General features: G+C 42.8%; 15 protein-coding genes and 1 pseudogene. 7 read left to right on the forward strand and 9 right to left on the reverse strand.

Annotation, left to right across the window (positions count from 1 at the left end; all coding sequences use genetic code 11):
* Nucleotides 1-10 precede the first annotated feature (10 nt).
* From AAFP11_RS01065 to AAFP11_RS01100, 8 genes and pseudogenes are all read right to left on the reverse strand, one after another.
* A complete protein-coding gene (locus tag AAFP11_RS01065) occupies nt 11-1588 on the reverse strand; it encodes a DUF1822 family protein (protein WP_341735340.1) in 1578 nt (525 codons plus the stop codon).
* A gap of 29 nt (nt 1589-1617) precedes the next feature.
* The gene (locus tag AAFP11_RS01070) at nt 1618-2979 is read right to left on the reverse strand and encodes a DUF1822 family protein (RefSeq protein ID WP_341735341.1); all 1362 of its coding nucleotides are present in this window, start codon (nt 2977-2979) and stop codon (nt 1618-1620) included.
* A 12-nt stretch (nt 2980-2991) separates the two neighbouring features.
* Nucleotides 2992-3711 (reverse strand): hypothetical protein, encoded by a 720-nt coding sequence (locus AAFP11_RS01075; RefSeq protein WP_341735342.1) that lies wholly within the window; start codon nt 3709-3711, stop codon nt 2992-2994.
* A 201-nt stretch (nt 3712-3912) separates the two neighbouring features.
* Nucleotides 3913-4431 (reverse strand): annotated as a pseudogene (locus AAFP11_RS01080) (NYN domain-containing protein); the annotation flags it as partial.
* A gap of 712 nt (nt 4432-5143) precedes the next feature.
* Nucleotides 5144-5677 (reverse strand): hypothetical protein, encoded by a 534-nt coding sequence (locus AAFP11_RS01085; RefSeq protein WP_341735343.1) that lies wholly within the window; start codon nt 5675-5677, stop codon nt 5144-5146.
* A gap of 109 nt (nt 5678-5786) precedes the next feature.
* Nucleotides 5787-5963 carry a hypothetical protein gene (locus AAFP11_RS01090; RefSeq protein WP_341735344.1) on the reverse strand — a complete coding sequence of 59 codons (177 nt, stop codon included), beginning with the start codon at nt 5961-5963 and terminating at the stop codon, nt 5787-5789.
* 254 nt (nt 5964-6217) lie between these two features.
* Nucleotides 6218-7933 carry a serine/threonine-protein kinase gene (locus tag AAFP11_RS01095; RefSeq protein WP_341735345.1) on the reverse strand — a complete coding sequence of 572 codons (1716 nt, stop codon included), beginning with the start codon at nt 7931-7933 and terminating at the stop codon, nt 6218-6220.
* Between the two features lie 794 nt (nt 7934-8727).
* A complete protein-coding gene (locus AAFP11_RS01100) occupies nt 8728-10446 on the reverse strand; it encodes an NB-ARC domain-containing protein (RefSeq protein WP_341735346.1) in 1719 nt (572 codons plus the stop codon).
* Between the two features lie 424 nt (nt 10447-10870).
* Between AAFP11_RS01100 and AAFP11_RS01105 the strand changes: the two genes are divergently transcribed.
* The 6 genes from AAFP11_RS01105 to AAFP11_RS01130 all read left to right on the forward strand — a co-directional run bounded on the left by AAFP11_RS01105 (nt 10871) and on the right by AAFP11_RS01130 (nt 16321).
* Nucleotides 10871-12124: a hypothetical protein gene (locus tag AAFP11_RS01105; RefSeq protein ID WP_341735347.1), complete on the forward strand. Its 1254-nt coding sequence runs from the start codon at nt 10871-10873 to the stop codon at nt 12122-12124.
* Nucleotides 12125-12199: 75 nt separating this feature from the next.
* Nucleotides 12200-12877, forward strand: a complete 678-nt coding sequence (locus AAFP11_RS01110; RefSeq protein WP_341735348.1) for a hypothetical protein — start codon at nt 12200-12202, stop codon at nt 12875-12877.
* 196 nt (nt 12878-13073) lie between these two features.
* Nucleotides 13074-13733, forward strand: a complete 660-nt coding sequence (locus tag AAFP11_RS01115; RefSeq protein WP_341735349.1) for a hypothetical protein — start codon at nt 13074-13076, stop codon at nt 13731-13733.
* 51 nt (nt 13734-13784) lie between these two features.
* The gene (locus tag AAFP11_RS01120) at nt 13785-14366 is read left to right on the forward strand and encodes a hypothetical protein (RefSeq protein ID WP_341735350.1); all 582 of its coding nucleotides are present in this window, start codon (nt 13785-13787) and stop codon (nt 14364-14366) included.
* A 51-nt stretch (nt 14367-14417) separates the two neighbouring features.
* A complete protein-coding gene (locus AAFP11_RS01125) occupies nt 14418-14975 on the forward strand; it encodes a hypothetical protein (RefSeq protein ID WP_341735351.1) in 558 nt (185 codons plus the stop codon).
* A gap of 2 nt (nt 14976-14977) precedes the next feature.
* Nucleotides 14978-16321, forward strand: coding sequence for a cytochrome c peroxidase (locus AAFP11_RS01130; RefSeq protein ID WP_341735352.1), 1344 nt, complete (start codon nt 14978-14980; stop codon nt 16319-16321).
* Between the two features lie 163 nt (nt 16322-16484).
* Here AAFP11_RS01130 and AAFP11_RS01135 read toward each other — a convergent pair whose 3' ends face one another.
* Nucleotides 16485-16634, reverse strand: coding sequence for a hypothetical protein (locus AAFP11_RS01135; RefSeq protein WP_341735353.1), 150 nt, complete (start codon nt 16632-16634; stop codon nt 16485-16487).
* A 99-nt stretch (nt 16635-16733) separates the two neighbouring features.
* On the opposite strand from AAFP11_RS01135, the gene AAFP11_RS01140 reads away from it, so the two are divergent.
* Nucleotides 16734-17687 (forward strand): vWA domain-containing protein, encoded by a 954-nt coding sequence (locus tag AAFP11_RS01140; protein ID WP_341735354.1) that lies wholly within the window; start codon nt 16734-16736, stop codon nt 17685-17687.
* Nucleotides 17688-17712: the final 25 nt, after the last annotated feature.

A 17712-nucleotide genomic window follows, 5' to 3' on the forward strand; every position in this document is an offset into this window, starting at 1 on the left:
TATATAGAAATTAAATGATAAAATCCTTTGTAATACTAGCTGTTCCCAACTCTACCTTGAGCCTGAACTGTTCTCCCGGTTCACCCTGAATATCTAATTGCATCCAAGGATCGGCATTGTTGGGTTGGACTTCGCAAATAGTTTTGCCAAATGTATCCAACGCAACACTTTTTAGCCCAAGGGGGAAAGATGTCTTCTCAAGAGGATACAATTGTAGCTTAATTTGCCTTTCCTGAGAAGATCCTTGCGTCACAACAACGACCAAGGCAAGATAAATGCTTGTTGGTTTTATTGGAAACTCAATTGATTTAGCTCGTATAACTCCCTCAAAACTACCGCTACGCCTACTTTCCAAAGGTAGCAAGCTTTTTGTATCCAAAATTTCTGTAACTACCTGCCAATCAGCTTCAATGATGTTCTCAAGCCATTGACCTAAATTCACAAGTTTTTCACAATTTTCTCTTGGTATTACTTGTGTATCTTGAACCTCAATCTTACTTTGCTCTCTACCCACAAGTTCTAGCCAACTCACAGGCTCCTCAGCGGGATTTTGACAAAGAACCGGCAACCAAGTTGCACAAGGAAATTCACGCTGCACGATTTCCAACCTTTCCCGCGCTTCTCGTACTGCTAAATATAGCGATTCACCGCCAGCAAACGCCTCAAGAAAACGCTTTAAAAATTCTTGAGCCACTACATCCGGCACCGGTTCTCGCATCACAATTACCTGGGGTATATTCAACTCAGCTAACTGCTTGGCAATTCCTAATCCATCGCAAGAGTTAAAAATTGCCAACTTTAATCCTCTGCCGATTGCCTTTCTCAAAGCAGCTTTCATATCCTTAACTTCTAAACTTTCCCCTTGTTTAATAAAAAGTTTTCCTGTAGTAGCATCAGATGCACTCAGACTATGACCTGCAAAAAACAAAATATCCCATCCGCGTGCATCCCAAATTGCATCGTAAACTTCTTGGCGTTCTGGTTGCGTTACAAACACAATCTCGGCATTGGGTAAATTTCTTTTTAATTCGCCCTTATCCCTCTCTAAATTAATTCCCGTACTGTCACCAATAATTGCCAAAACTCTCACTTGATTTCTATTTCTCTGTGAGTCTATTTGCTGATAAGCAGTAGAACTCAAAGCTACTTGCGCTTTCTGGTAGTCGTCGAAAAACTCCCACAAATGCCAAGGTAAGCGCCGTAAGTTCAAGTCTTCAGTTTGAATAATTACTCGCACTTCTTCATTTTGCGAGACTGTCCTCCCTAAAATATTTATCGCACGAGAAAATCCAGGAGATGTGAGCCAATCATTAAGCTCCTGTTTTAAAGCATCGCTGTCCGCTTCTAAATCGCAAATAGAATAATTTGTTATCTGTCCTGACTTCGGTTCAATTCGCACCCTTGACCCCATTTGACGGTATTTTGACTGCCAAGTATTGTATAGCTGCGGAATCTGCGGTGCCGATGGCAATTTGCCATCAATTTTTTTTAGCGGGCGGTGGTTATCTTCCTTAATTTCCAAGCTGACGTGCTGAAATCCTTGCTCACAATCACCCGCTGTAAAACTCAAGACAACTATTTTACCCATTCCCATTCCCTAGAGATTTTGACTTAAAATTAGATAGCAAAATGTTCAGTAATTTCGGCATCTTCCAGCGCTATCTTAATGCTAAAAGGCTCTCCTACTTCACCGCTGAATTCCAATTGAATCCAATTATCGGCACTGCGCGCTTGAGCCTCCAAAAAAATCTCTCCCGATTCACTATCAATTACAATCAGTTTTATCCCCGCTGGCAGATAGGTTTGTGCAGCAGATAGGGGATACAATCTAATCAGAACTTCGGTTTTTTCGGTATTTTTTTGGCAATTGACAATCAATACAACAGGATTACCCGCCAAGGAGATTTCTCTCACCTTACTTGCGCTAAGGGTTGGCGATTCGGTGTCAGCAGTGCGGGAACGGGGGGCGCTGGCAAATCTAAAAATTAGATTTCCTTCTTGGTTGCTTAAAAATGATTCCAGACTCTGCCAGTTGTATTGAGAATTACTTTCAGATTTTTGCAACCATTCATTTAAACTGATTAGACCAGTAGTAGTTGGGGATGGGGGAACCATTGCAGCTTGTGGAATTTGCCCTGGAGTATCACTGCTTTGATTAGTTGAAGACTCGGAATTAACCGATTCATCTGAGTCATCACCACCCCAGATTTCATCCAACTTTTCTAGCAACTCTTCTGCTAAATCTTGGAGTTCGGTTTGTTGTGAATCATCAAACTCTTCTCGATCTGCAACAGGTGTACTACCTCTGAAAGAAACGCCTTTTGTTGTTGGCAAATAACTCGCTAAAAACTCCCCGCCGGCATACCGTCGCTCGTATTTATTATAGGTGCGATAGATGCGTTCTAATTGAGTGATAATTTCTGAAATTGACTGAATTGCTAATCTGTCTCTAACCTTAATTGCTACCTCTTCGTTTGGTAAAAAAAAATGTGCTGATTCCAAGCGATCTATATAATCAATCAATGTTTCTATCGGTTGCAGACTGGCAATTTCTATTTCGCCCGGTGGTGCTTGTGGATCTATTGTCGGATAAAATCCTAATAATTGCACCTCATTTAACTGTTCTTGGAATTGCACCCCAATATAGGCAATTCTATCCTCTGTCACTTCTGGAGGTAGAGAAATAACTGTTTGTCCTGGTAAAACTGGACGACATTCGAGTTTACCTAAATTGGGAATTACTAAATCCGCTACGTCTTGGAAACATCGGACAACAGAATGCCAACTATCGCCAGCGTTTAAATCAGTTTCAATTCCCAGCCAGTCTAAAAAACTGCGAACGCCTAAAATAGCAAGAGTATTTAAGTAAACTTGCTCACCTTTCTCAACTGTATCTTGTTGTACAGAGAATTTCCGCGCAGTTTCATGGTTTTCTCTGCTTAAAGGCATCGTCAAAAAGTTGATTTGTGTGGTATCCATAAGATTCTCCTTTTAGTCCTCGTATCCTAATTCTCTAGCAATTATTCTAAGTAAAGGAAGACAGTAATTTCGCCAGCGATCGTACACTGTTTGTTCGGGAATTGTTTTTTCGGGAGTCGTTAACTCCCTAGCAACTTGCCTGGGGTTAAGAGGCGGTTCTTCAAGCAGTAGTTTTTGACTCAAAAGTTGGCAGTCAAGATTGGCATTGTTACGCGGGTGACAGTTTCTCAGTCTCATTTCTGGGTCTTCTTCAATATAGCACTTCATTTGTCTAGCAAGAGAACGACGTTCTCGTTCCAGAATCAGCTTGATGCCAGATAGAGTTAAATCATCGGCTATGGTTTCTTCAATTGTTAAGCTGTCTTCTCCTCCAATGGTCTCGCTCGTACTAACAATTCTAGGTCGATTGACACGCCTTTTTACGTCGTAGCAATCTCGTCTTAGAATCATCATTACCCAGCTAATAAAGCATCTCCGAACATTAGCAGCCTCAGAAGGGTTTTGACAGTTAACGCTTTCCAAGTTCAAACGATACATTTGAGGAAATCGGTTAATATTGCGATTAACGTCCCTTTCTGTCATTGGGAGAGCTTCATCATAATAGGGTTGCCAACCTTTATCGAGATATCTCTTAATTTCCGGCAAATGGTCGATCGCGAGTGCTAGTGTCTCTGCCTTTTGAGGAGAGTGCAAGGCTTCTCGGATCAGTTGACATAACGACGCATCATCCATAGGGGCGTGAATCAGAGCAAAAAAGGGATGCCCTCAATTATACTCAGAAAGTACCCCCCACCTCACCCAATCCCGATTCTCTTAAGCCGCGTCGCCCAAGTCGCCCCCAAATTCCTCATGGCCTTCCTTCCAGTTGCGGTAGGCTTCGTCCTACCGATATTATCGATGCCCGTTGCATAAGTCTTGCTTACAAATCTTCCCCTTAATCTCCTCCAAATCCACATAAGAATCCGCCACATCAATCAACGCCTCACTCGTCATCGATCGCAAACTCACCACCTCCACCCTTGCCCTCTGAGCACTTACCTTGTCCAGCGCGCAAGCTAAGTCTCCATCGCCACTCACTAAAACAACTGTGTCGTATTGCCCTGCTAAACTAACAATATCCATTGCCATTTCTACATCCAAATTTGCTTTTTTTGATCCATCGGGCCGCTGCAACACTGGTTTAGAAACCACGCGGAACCCGTGATGCCGCATCCACAACAAAAAGCCCCGCTGTTTCTCATCCGCAGCTTCTACTCCAGTATAGTAAATAGCCCGAAATAAAGTATCGTCTCCTACTAAATATTTCAGGAATTTGGTATAATCAATTCTGATTCCCAATTCCCCGATCGCATAAAACAGGTTAGCGCCATCAATAAATATGGCAACTCGCCCGCGACCTGTTTTTGCCGGTACGGATGTTAACCGTTTGAGTGCGGCTAGTTGCTGCTGCATTTCATCGAGTTTCTGAGTTCGATCGCCCAATTCTTCCACGCGATCGTCCAAATCAGTTACCCACTGTTGCAATTGCGTAATTTGCTGCTGCAACTGTGCTTTTTCTAAGGTCAAAATTCGTTCTTGAATCGAACCGATCGCGATCGCATCCAGCCGATTTTCCATTGTGCGAACAGTCGCTATTTCTGCTGTCGCAGCCGCCAGACGCTGCTGCAAAACTTCCTCAAAACGGCGGCGGTTAATTAAACTCAACCCACAGCACAAAGATAAGGGAATTGCAACCATTGTCTGTTGAGAAACCGCCGCGATCGTCGCTGTGGCCACAGTTCCCCAAAACGCCGTCTGTTCCGCGATTTTGAGCTGCTGGGAGCCGATCGCCCGCAACAGTTGTTTACCCCAAAATTCATTTTCCGACAGTCGCAGCCCCTCAGACGGGGCGGTAACAGATGGGCGGCGAAGTGCGATCGAATTAGCCATTTTTCACAATCCTCAGTAGTTGACAGTTGGTAGGGGCGATGCCCCCGCGATCGCCCTCATAGTTGAAAGTTGACAGTTGTCCTTAGTCAAAAGAGATCCCCCCCAGCCCCCCTTAAAAAGGGGGGAGCAAGAGTCTTAAAGTCCGCCTTTTCAAGGGGTTGAGACTTCTTCAAAGTCCCCCTTCTTAAGGGGGATTTAGGGGGATCGAATTTAATGGGAAATCCCAGAAAAACCCCTAAGTATCGTGTTGCCGGCGATGGGCGATCGCCTCTCCCAGCAAATTCAACAATTCATCTGGCATCCCATCTAACCAATGTGCGGCTAAGCTTTTGGGCCCCGGATCGACTCCCGTGGCTAACACCGCCTTTAATCTAGGCATGGCGATCGAGTCTACCAACTCAATCAAACCACTCAAACACCGATTAAACAAACGTTCCGTTAACTGAGAATCCTCGATCGGCAACTCAATAGAAGCACGAACTTCGCCATCTGTAGGGTCATATTCAAACCGCAGCATCTTGACTTCCCAACTAATAGCTAGCATAGTTTGAAACAGGACACCCTTATGAAGGCAATCTTTCACCGCCAGCAATTGCGGCGCAACAAATTGCAGAAATTCGCCATTTTCGCTAAGCTGGATGCAGATGCCAAAATCATCGACATTTTCGGCTTTGACACCAGTAATAATCCGACATTTATCAGCATCGAAATTGTATTTCCAGCCGCGTTGTTCCAGACAGTGGGCAATAAAAGCAAGGGTGGTAGCCATGAGTTTCGGGTTCCTAATTTATAGTAGATTTTCGGGTGGATAGCAGCGCCTTTTTCCGCTGCTATTTGTATATCGCTCCAGCAATCAAGAATTATGCGATCGATTGCTGTTATTTGCCTGGTGGAGTTTTGGGACATTCGCATTGGGCTGTGGTGGGGATGAGAAGTCGATCGCCCGGTGCGGCCAAAGCAGCGCTCGTTTTCGGCTCTAAGTAGATAGTGCCGATCAAATTGGCAACTAACAGCGAAATCAAGGCTGTTTCTAAGACGGTAAATGGCCTTTGCATAATTGACTCCTACTTCAACAGGGGTAAACAAGCTTGAGGTTTTGCTTCCCTCTGTTTATTTATCGGGAGTGTTTGGAGTTTTTTATGCAAAGATGAGCCTCGCGCCCTGATTTTTCCGTCTATAATCCATATTCCTGGACGCAAAAAACCCGGTTTCTTCCAAAAATCGTCGGTTTTTTCGACAAATATTCAGGCAGAAACCGGGTTTTTGGTCTCCTGTGCGTCCAGGACCGATCCATACAAATCTTTGTCTCTCAAGGTTTTTGGGTAATTGTCACCCCATCAATTCCCTGAACTTCCAAGCGCTTTTTCGTTTCAATCAGCCAATTTTCCACTTCGGGTTGATATTTTTCCTTGGGAGCATATCTCAGACAGTTGCGCCAAGCCCTTAATGCGCCGCTGTTATCTTGTTTAGCTTCTCGCACCCGCCCCAACAGACAGTACGCAGCAGCCCGATCGCCCAAAAGTGCGATCGCGGCATTTAGTTGTATTTCCGCTTGTTCATAATCCCCCAATTCCAACAAAGCCCAGCCCATATTCTTGTGCAAAACCGACTTTAGATCCACTTCTTTAACAAGTTGCAATCCTGTTTCCAATCGGGGAATAGCAGCGGCATATTGTTTATCCAAAATATCCAACCTTGCCAAATTATTCAGAGATTTTTCAGGCAAATCTTTGAGAGATTTTTTATAGCTATTTCGCGCTGAATCAAAGTCCCTATTTATTTCAAAAATCAAGCCTTGAGTATAATGAGCTTCCCCCAAGTCCGGCTCTAAAAAAAGTGCTAAATTTAGATAAAACTGAGCATCTCCTAACCTATCGGCTGTATAATTATCATGAGCGCAATTATTCAAATAAACAGCCCACTGAGGGGCCAAAAATTTAAAACCCATAGCAAAAAATAGCGATACACCTAGCCCTAGGGAAGCCAGACGATAATTAATCCGAGTCGATCTAATATAACGCTTAAAAAAATTAAGTTTACTTCCAGCTTGACTAAAGAAATTACCAACAGTTAAATGACTGCACTCAATTTCAGCTAAACGCTGCAAAACCGTGCTGGGATTTTGGGGGCGACGGTGAGATTCAACGGCCATCATCTCATCTATTAAATCGGCAAACTTTACTGAAATTTGTGTTGCTAAGTCTCGCCACATTAACTTTCCTGTTGCTGTTGTCGCTAAATTATCTGGGCAATACCCAGTTAGTAAATATACAAAAGTCCGCCCCAAAGCAAACAAGTCAGATTTGGGAATTGCAGCGCCATTTTCTTGTTCTGGAGCTGTATAACCTAATGATAAAATCAGCGTAGTATCTCTATTTTCATATTTATCGATATAGGTATCAGAATTTATTTGGCGGGCAGTACCAAAGTCAATCAATACTAGACTACCGTCAGGACGGCACATAATATTACTCGGTTTAATGTCTCGGTGAAAAAAACCTTTTATGTGAACTGATTCTAAAATTTTAGCGCTTTGTCTCAGCCAATCGATCCCTCGTTCTTCAGAAATTGTCCCGTTTTGTTTCAGCCATTGTTCGAGATTTTTGCCTTCTATTTGCTCCATTGCTAAACAGTGGAGATTATTACCATTACTGGTTTCAAAAGTAAAGTAGGCTCCCGGAAAAACTTGAGGTACTGCGATAGATTTCAGATACCGTAATATCATTTCTTCTTCCTGAAACAAGCGAATTACATTGGGATCGCTATTGTGGGTTAGCACTTTCAAAATTTTGGGAATATAGCAACCATACTCGCCATCTTCCAAGTCTTGTAATTCAAAAATTTCGGTGCTATCGCTTCGATGTTGTAGCTTTCTCACCGCTCGATAGCGATTGTTGATTAACAATGAGGTGTTGCAAGCAAGACAATTATCCAAGCCATCAGGGTTTTGACGATGTTTGCACCTAGGATTGATGCAGTATTTAACACTCTCTTCTCCCAACATTGGTTCATCAAAACAGTTCATTTTTGCCTCATCATCAATTTGCTTAAAACAACTAAACCAAGACTTATACCATTTCTCTAAAATCCTGCAACAATCTTTGACCCCCCCTAACCCCCAGGGCTGTTTCATTCTCTTGTAGGGGCAATCCCCCCGTGGTTGCCCTGATGCCTGAAACAACTACAAAATCGTGGATGAGGAGGGTAGGCACGCACCATCCACTACCCCTACAAAACGATGATTTGTTTGAGAATGAAACAGCCCTGCCCTAACCCCCCCTTACAAAGGGGAGGGAGAAGACTACTGTTGCATTCTTTTTTAAAATTGGTATTAGACACTGCCTAAATCTTAGGTAATGGGTAATTGGTAATTGGTCATTAATCATTAATTTACAAGTCATTTTTAGCAGTTTGTAGTTTGCAACCATTACCCATTACCCACCTAACTGAGAAAGGCTATATTATACCATTTTCATAAAGTTCTTACAGATGTAGTTCAAAGCCCCCCCGCGAGTTCGGGGGGGTTGGGGGGGTAGCATTGGTGTCAACTTAAGGTCAAAGGTAGCCACAGACTGCTGTTTGACTATTAAATCTAGATCCCCCCTAGCCCCCCTTAAGAAGGGGGGGATAAGAGTCCGATCTTTCGTCCCCCTTCCCCCATCCCCCCTTGGGGGGGGCAGGGGGGGGTGGGGGGGCTAGGGGGGGGTGGGGATTTAGGGGGATCTAGACTTGGCTATGAACGAGAGATACCAAGGCTTTCAGGCTTAAGTTGACACCAATGGGGGGGTAGATATGTAGCGCTACTTTATGAAATTGGTATTACACAGGTAAGTTTTCCTCTTGTTTGCGATCGCCCGGTGGGAGATTTTTTTCCTCTGGCTGCATCACTGCTAGCAAATTTTGGAAATTCTCTTCAGTGTATCCTCTTTCTAGCCAATCCTGATTTTGGAGCACAGCATAAACTTTATTTAACTGCTCGTAAGCTTTGCTATTAGTTTTAAACAACTTGGTCAAATGCTCCTTGAGAGTAATAGCAATGGAGTCTTCTACCCTAGCAGCTTTGGTATTTGGATTTAGCTGCGGATTTTTAAACACCAGATGACTTTTGAGTATTTCAATTTTATTTCCATCTGGTTTTTGAGTTTTGAGCATCCCCAAAATTTCCCTGCAAGCCTTAGTTGTCAATTGCTCCGTGACGTACTGCATTAAGACTTGGTGCAGCACAAACTCAGTTTGACCTTTGCCCGCGTTTTTATCAATCAACTCCCGGCGCAGCAGGGAAGATAGGGATTCTAAAATTTCCGATTTAGATACCGGGAATAACAGATATTCCACTAACTGTTCTAAGGAAACGGGGGAACCTTGGAGCGCCAACCAATATAAAATTGCTTTTTCTAAATCTTCCAATCGTTCAAATTGGTCGTTTAATAAAGCCTTGATTCCTCCAAATACAAAAGTTTGGCGTTTGAGAAAGTCGGAAACTTTGCCGTTAAACAATTCCCGAATGGCGGGAGCTACAAGTTTTAACTCTAAGGGATTTCCTTGATATATCTTAATGAGTTCTGTCCATTTGTTCTCATCAGACAAGCCTTGAGCTTTAAAAAGTTCTCGTGCTTCTATCTCGTTCAAACCTCCCAATTTTAAAGCTCGCACCGGCGAACGATCGCCCACGAGCAGATCGATCGCCTCCGGTACTTCCCGCGTGACGACGACTAAGCAGCTTTGATGCTGTTGTTCTGCAATTCTTTGGATTAATTCCCCATACTTCTCATAGCCTTCTCGATAATGTCCGGCTAACTTAGTCGGTTCTAAGATTGTTTCCCACCCATCAAACACCATCAGACATCGGAACTCTCGCAACTTTTCTATGAGTTGGGAGATTCTTTGATCTACATCAACAGGTAAGTTAATTTGGGGCGATCGCTCAAAATCTGGCATCAAGGAAGTTAACAAATGAGCGATAGTTGGTGCTTGACGGAGCGATCGCCAAATCACGAACTGAAATTTTCCCTGAATTTGTTGGGCTAACTTTACCGAGAGACTTGTCTTCCCAATCCCACCGACTCCACTCAAAACTACCAACCGACATTGTTCTGCGAGAATCCACGTCGCCAGGGAGTTGAACTCTTTAGTGCGGCCGCAAAAAACGGGAATATCTGGAGCTTCACCCCAATCAACCAGGGTGCTCTGAGGAATTCCCCCAGACATCGAGCCAGAGTCAGACAGCCGTTGTGCTGGAGGTGACATCATGTGGGCTGGTAGTTTGACGAAGGGCGATCGTAAATGTCGCCCCAAAGCGGCACGGAAATTGGTTTTGCTGACTTCTTCTCGAAAAATTTCCGAAAGCAATTTCCAGAACTTGGGCCCGACATCTCGCATCAGGTAATTCATCTTATATTGAGAATTTTCAGCCATTTGCTCGTAGGTCATCCCCAGACACGCCCCGCGCAGAATCGTTACTTCCGGGTCGCTGAGGTGTCTTTCGGTTTCCGCAAAAACCACTATATCCATAAGTTTGAGAGTTTCTTCAAAATCCATTGCTTTATTAGAGGTTGTGCTTTAGTGTCCTGACTGACTTCACCATAACCCTAAGTTAACAATGAGGATTATTGAAGTTTTGTTAAATTCTACGAATACAGTATGCTAAAGTATTCTATTATGGTTATATAGCCCTTCTTACAAAAATGAAGCAGACAAAATTCTCTGAATATCGCAACTTTCACGCCTTATTACATACCTCACGTACCTGAGAAAGGCTATATATAAGTGAAGTATAGCAGTCGCCAAGGGGCTTTAGTCATTGCTCCCTTCGACTTCTCTCAGGGAGCAATGACTAAAGCCCCTTAACAGCCTTGGCGGTTGCTATACGTCCTTTGAAACAGTCACTTAAGGGGTTTCCAGTTGCCCTGAGACTCCTTGCCTGCGATCGCATTATTAACATTCTCTCAAAGCCTGCGGAAAAATGATGAACGACTTGTTGCGGGAAAGTTTATGCAAAATCATTGAACAAGATCCATCTCTGAACGCCGATGCAGGTCGCTGTCGGGGCACGCTCTCCGATGACCTCCGAGGAAAGTATCCTAAAGAGATTCAACTTATAGTTGAAGCTATTAACTATGGTATTCCCGCTAAACTGCTGGCATTAAAAGGTAAAACCTTAACCCAAGTACAGCTAGACAGTTTTAAACAGGAGTTGCAGGACAAGTTGTATCTAGAAAAAGCCGTGGCTCAATGGATAATAGAATCTTGGGCATTGGCACTAGGAGTAATTTTAAATAAAGAGGCTTCTTCCCAGACATCAGGCACTCCTCTTCCACCTACATCAACTATTCGCAAAAAAACATTATTAGGTATCTTAGGATCGGTTACTGCTTTAACATTAATAGCTGTAATTATAGGCTATGCGGCAAACAGAGACAGAGAAACACCCGAGCGTTCTGTACCACAACTAACTTCTACCCCGCCGAGCTCTGTTTCTGTTCCCGAGCCAGTTGTAAAACCTCCACCCACAAAACAATCTAAACCGATCGAAACTCCCACGCCGCCAACCTCTATTTCTGCCGCACCTACTACCGTTCCCACATCTGAACCTACAGCAACAAAAGAAACTCCTAAACCGATTATAAATTCCGCGCCATCAACCTCTGTTTCTGTCGCACCTACTACCGTTCCCACACCTGAATCTACAGCAACAAAGGAAACTCCTAAACCAATTGAAACCCCCACCTCCCCAACCCCTATTTCTATCACCCCTATTCCCCCTCATACCACTCAACCTACAAAAATCAAAAATACTCCTAAATCGACAGGAGTTCGACCATCAACCAGTTCTCCCACTGTCTCGCCTGCTCCCAGTCCCAGCCCTTCAAGAGTCGTTAAATTACCCGCACCACTTCCTACCTCTGATGAAATTAACCAGGCAATCTCTAAATTACAGGCAATGAACCCTAATGAGGTATTGGAGTTCCCTGTAGAAGAAGACCCCAACTACAGGGTAATAGGATTTAGAGATAAAAGTGGTAAATATTACGGTTTGAGTGCAAAAACTGTGGAGGAATTTCTTCAAGATAGCTTGGAGGGCAACGGCCAATTCTCAGAAGCAGATCGGATGACTCTTATTGTCCGCAATCAGTCAACTAATCAGCGATTAATTTTGAAGCCGATTTCTAAAAATAGTCCCCTCGGGCTATTTGTCAGGTCGCTCAATACGAGTTAAGTTCAATCCTTAACTAACTTTGTCCTTGACCATTGGCAACTATAAAAAACACGAAACAAACTAGGAGAATCTCCCGTGAACAAGCTCAAATCGTTTAGAATATTAGGATTGCTGGGGCTGATAATTACAGCTTTTTCTTTATCAGTTTTCTTAGCTCAACCCTCAGATGCGACAATGACCAAGTATCAAAAACTTATAGAGCTAGGCATAGTCGATGCAGTTGTAACGCCCCAAGAGATAGCGCTCGACTATTTACAGCAGGAACCAATTGAGCTTAGTGCAAACCCGGAACTTTTGAACGCAATTAAGCAAGCAGAGGAATCTGTGTCTGTCATGCCTGAAAATATAGCTTTAGAAATTGATGGAGGAACAAACTCACCTATTGGGATTGGACAAATACCAGATGATACTGGTACGCCATCAGACGCAAGAAATGTTGTATTTGAAGGTATTGTTTCTCAAGATGGACAACCTCGCAATCTTACTCCCGGCAATATTTCTCCTATGTTTAACACCGAGCGTAACAACGGCGGAAACTTACCTAGGATAGCCTCAGCGGAACAGATTTTGTTAGCAGATGCTAGCGGAACATTTTTACAAGCAAAAAGAATTCCTGTTCTCGATTTAATCGTTCGCAGAAATAATCGGCGGTATGTAGTCCCCAATGTGAATGCAAATGCAGTATGTCGAGATGCTCTAAATGCAGTTTTTAACGGTAAGCTAAGGAGAGCCAGCCAAGTATTTAGAAGCTAACTCTGAATTCGATATCGAGCATTAATGCGAAATTCAGATGAGATTGCAGCAAAATAATGAAGTGGAAAAAGCGAGCATTTCAGTCTTAAATTATACATGGCTCCTTTAATGATTCAAAACTCCCTCCTCTCTTTGGGAGGATGGGAGTTTTTTATCCAAAAACAAAGCATTTAAAGGATAATTTATCGTGAGAAATATGAAGAAATTCAAAAATATTTTTCTAGTGATAATAGCAGGGCTAGCACTCTCACTATCAGTTGTGTTGGCTCAACCATCAGATGCCACAGGTGCTAAATATCAGACGCTAATCGATCGAGGTTTAGTCAATGGAGTCAGAACCCCTCAAGAGCTAGGTCTAGCCTATTTGCAACAAGAGCCTGTCCAACTTATTGCTGATAATAGTATTCTGAATTCAATATATCTAGCAGAAGAAACAGTAGCAATTTTACCTGAAGATATTCCTCTGCGATTTGATTTAGGCACTAATTACCCAATTCGGACTCGACAATTACAAGATGGGGGCGAACTAACAACTAAAACTGGTTATGACGCCGTGGGATATGTCGATCGCTCTGAAAACGTAAAAAGTTTCAATGCCCCTGTTCTGAGGGCCATGTTTGCGGTTGAAGCTCGCAATGGCGGTAATTTGGCAATGACACCAAAAGCACAGCACATTTTAGTTGCTGATGCTAGCAGGAGATTTTGGCAAGCAAGTAGAATACCTACAATTGATTTAATTGTTCATTCAAAGCAAGCAAACCAACTTTTTGTATTGCGTAATGCGAATGCAAATGCTGTTTGTAGAGACGCCGTTAATTCAGTTCTTAACCGGACTTTGCAGCAAAATAGAGTGTAAAACATTAAAAAACACAGTTTTCAATGGTACTCTCAGGAGAAGCAACGACAGATGAAGCGAGTCCAAGTGAAGTTTAGTTGCGTTTGGTTGCTGATTATAGTATTTTGTCTGAGCAACAGTCATTCAGTTTATGCAGAGACTTTGGATCGATTCTCGTCTTCCAATTCCTTCCAAATTCAAGACTTGTCTTCAATTATAAAAATAGGATATCCGATAACATTGGAAGAACTAGGATTAGAAGATTGGAATCAAACTCCCAAATCTCTACCAACTCAAAATCAATTAATTAGATTGAGCATCCGGTTGCGAGATATAGCCAGATACCTGGGGCCGACGTGGCCGATTGTCGTTGCAATTCCTGATGCTAACACTGAAAATAACGGGACAGAATCTGACAGTCATGCACGACGGAAAATTACTGATTTCAGAACAATTGACGGGAATTGGATAACTCTAACATCCGGTCATGCTTTGAGAATGGTTGCACGGGAACTAGAAATTTTAAAAACCTCTAGCAAGCAGCCATCAGTCGATCTTTTAGTGAACGATGAAGTCACTGACAGCTATCGCCCGCTGCTAAGTGTACCTTTAGTTCAATACTGCTCGGCAATTTTAAAATTGTTTGAGTTGTAAATAATCTGGTTATGATTTGGGTCGCTCCTTAGTTGCTGACTAATACCTGCCATGACACAAGAAAGCGGAAAGGATGAGTTTTGGAAGCATATTAGAGGATATGTAATTAGCCTAGTTCTGACATTGCTTCTAGGTTCTTTATTTTCCTGTTCAATTTATAAATTTTTGCTCGGCTCGGAATTTAGGTTTGCTAAAGGTTTAGCAGAAGCAATTAAAAATGTATTCGGGAACTCTGGTATCTGCTATGTGGAAGATCCTCAAACCTGCGAAAGTTTCAAAGCTCCGAAGCCAAGTCGCGAAAAAGTTTTCAGCGCCATTTCTCAATTGAGAAAGTTAGAAAAACGCCAAACTCTCTCGATCGACTTACAAAATTGTCCTTATAGAGCGATCGGAACTTTTGAAAATTCCAATCGTTACTATGCCCTCTCGGTGGAAAAAACCATAGGGATTTTGAATGAGTATCAAAAAGGTAATTCAAACTTGACAGTCCGACTGATTGTCAAAAACAATACATCCAATCGAAGACTGATTCTCAAACCTTTACCAATCGATGAAATCGTTCCCGAATTAATTAACTCTATCGACCGAGAATACTACACAACGGATTAATCATGAAACTCACAAATTACGTTCAAAAAATTTTATTAATGACAGCGATCGCTGTTTTATTTACCTTTAGCGGAACAGGTTTTGCTTTGGCTCAAAACCAATTAGCAGATGATGCCATTCCTTACCTCAGCACTCGCCTGAAACAACAAGTGAGATTGGCAGCACCCTACGGTCAGGGGCTAGAGTATTTTACCTTACCTGAGTCATTTGATTTAGATAAAATTCCAGCCGAGCCACAAAATCCGCTAACACCTGAAAAAGTGCGTCTAGGACAACTGTTATTCCATGAAACTGCATTAACGATTAATCCTATAAATCTCCAACATTGGCAACAAGGAAGCTGTGCTTCCTGTCATTTTGCACAAGCAGGATTTCGCTCAAATTTAGCACAAGGACTAGGAGTGGGAGGTTTAGGAGCCAATAAATCTAGGCATAGAGATCCTAAAACACCTCCAACAGAAATTGACAAGCTGGATATTCTCGTGCCTTCTGTACTGAATAGCGCCTATCTAGAAGCAGTACCTTGGAATGGTCGAGCTGGTGTAAAAGGTCTCAATGCAAAAGAACCTATAATTCAAGAATTTGATATTAATAGATTTCAGGTTCAAGGTTTAGAAGCTCAAGCGATCGAAGGATTGAATGTTCACCGGATGGGAACAGCCGCGATCGCCACCATACCAGAATACCAAGAATTATTTGCTCAGGCGTTTCCAGACCGTCCTTATGTTGGCGCTGAGGTAGAAGATATCAAGAGGGCAGGTCTAGCGATCGCTGCATACAATCGCACCCTACTCGCCGATCAAGCTCCTTTTCAGAAGTGGTTGAAAGGCGATGAAAATGCTATGTCAGCAAAAGAAATCAGAGGAGGAATTGTGTTTTTTAGTTCCTCTTGTGTTAAGTGCCATACAGGGCCAAACTTAGCCAAGGCTGAATTTCATGCAGTGGGATTTGCCGATCATCCTAACGATCTCAGCGGGTTGAATTTAGGCAGAGGAAGCGCAACCAGACGAGCTAAGGATGACTTTAAATTTAAGGTTCCTCAACTTTACAACCTAGCAGATAGCTCTCCCTACGGGCATGGAGCCTCCTTTAATACTTTGCGAGAGGTGGTCGAGTATTTTAATCGGGGAGAACCCCAGAATTTTGCTGCAAAATATTCAGGAAATCTCAGTAGAATGTTTCGACCGCTAAACTTGACAGAAAAACAGATCGATGACCTTACGGCTTTTTTGGAAACCGGACTGCGCGACCCCAACTTGACTCGTTATACACCAGAGCGCTTACCTAGTGGACTCTGCTTCCCTAACAACGACCCCTTGTCTCGAAAACAACTGAACTGCGATTGAACTTGCTTGAGTCTCGCAGAACCAGCACCACCTTGAAACGGCTGCGCTCAACACCTCGCATCAGCTTATTCACAATTTAGGTAAACAATTATTAAAACTTAAGGTATGTTATCAAGTTATGCTATTAAGTATGTTATGCTATACTACAAGTTAAGTATGGCGTTTAAGGTCGCAAGTCTAGCAACTCGCGATCGCCCATATCTTCTTTGTTGGAGTCGATCGCAGTAGCGATCGCGTCTGTGGCTGTTAGGGTGCGATCGAGCTGATTTATCAGAGAATCGAGCGCGATTTTTGCGATCGGGTTCCCAAACAACCTTTTTAATCAAGCTCTTGTAATTAAAAATTCAATATCAACCTCAGACTGAAATTCTCAAACTATACCCCCTTTCAACTCAACAGGAGAGTTTCTGATATGCAGCTAACAAATGTAGTCGAACCATTCGGTGAAGTCAATGTCTACAAACAAAATAACGGTGAAATTAAAATAGTTACTACCATTCTCACAGTACCTGATATTGAAGGAGCCAGAATGGGTCTAGCACTTGACGGTTCTGCATCAATGAAAAAGATGTACGGAATTAGTGGTGTTGTTGGTGGAGTTTTTGGCAATGCAGCAGGCGCTCCTAACGTTGTCGAACCCGTTACCAGAACGATGGTTAATTATTTAGCTAATTTTTCTTCTAATGGCAAAGTCGATCTAATTTATTGGGCTTGCAGTCCCGATGGATCGCAAGTAGAAGCAGTAGGAGAATTTAGCGATCGCGATATCCAAAATGTAGCAATTATTGGACCAAAAAAACTTGCTTGGGGGAGAGGTACTAAATTACTGCCCCCCTTAAAATACTTCATTGACAAGTTTAAAGGAGCTGAGGCGCTGGGAGTCAAAAAGCCTGCTGCTCTTTGCGTATTTGTCACGGATGGGATTATCGAAGATTTAGCAGACCTCAAACAATATTGCTTTCAGTATGCTCAAGAAATCACCCAGAAACAAAAACCTTTTATGAAGCTGATCCTAATCGGCATCGGAGACGAAGTAGACGAAGGGCAGATGGAAGAGCTTGACAATATGTTTGAAGATAGTGGCATCAAGGATAGCTTTGGGCAAGATATCGATCTTTGGGATCACCAGTTAGCCAGCGATATGAATAAACTGGAACAGGTATTTAAAGAACTTGTGTCAGAAGACATGATTGTAATTGGGTCAGGTCGCATCTTAAATCAAGCTGGAAAAGTTTGTAAAGAATATGCCGATGGAGTACCTGCCTTGCTCCGATTTACTCTGCCAAATAGCTCAACTTCATTTACTTTAGAGTTTCCAGGCGGAAGTGTAACTCAAGATATTTCTGAAGCAATATCAAAACTCTAACTATTTTTACAGCAATGGGTGATAA

The sequence above is a fragment of the Microcoleus sp. CAWBG640 genome (assembly GCF_020883015.1).
GTDB lineage: Bacteria > Cyanobacteriota > Cyanobacteriia > Cyanobacteriales > Microcoleaceae > Microcoleus > Microcoleus anatoxicus.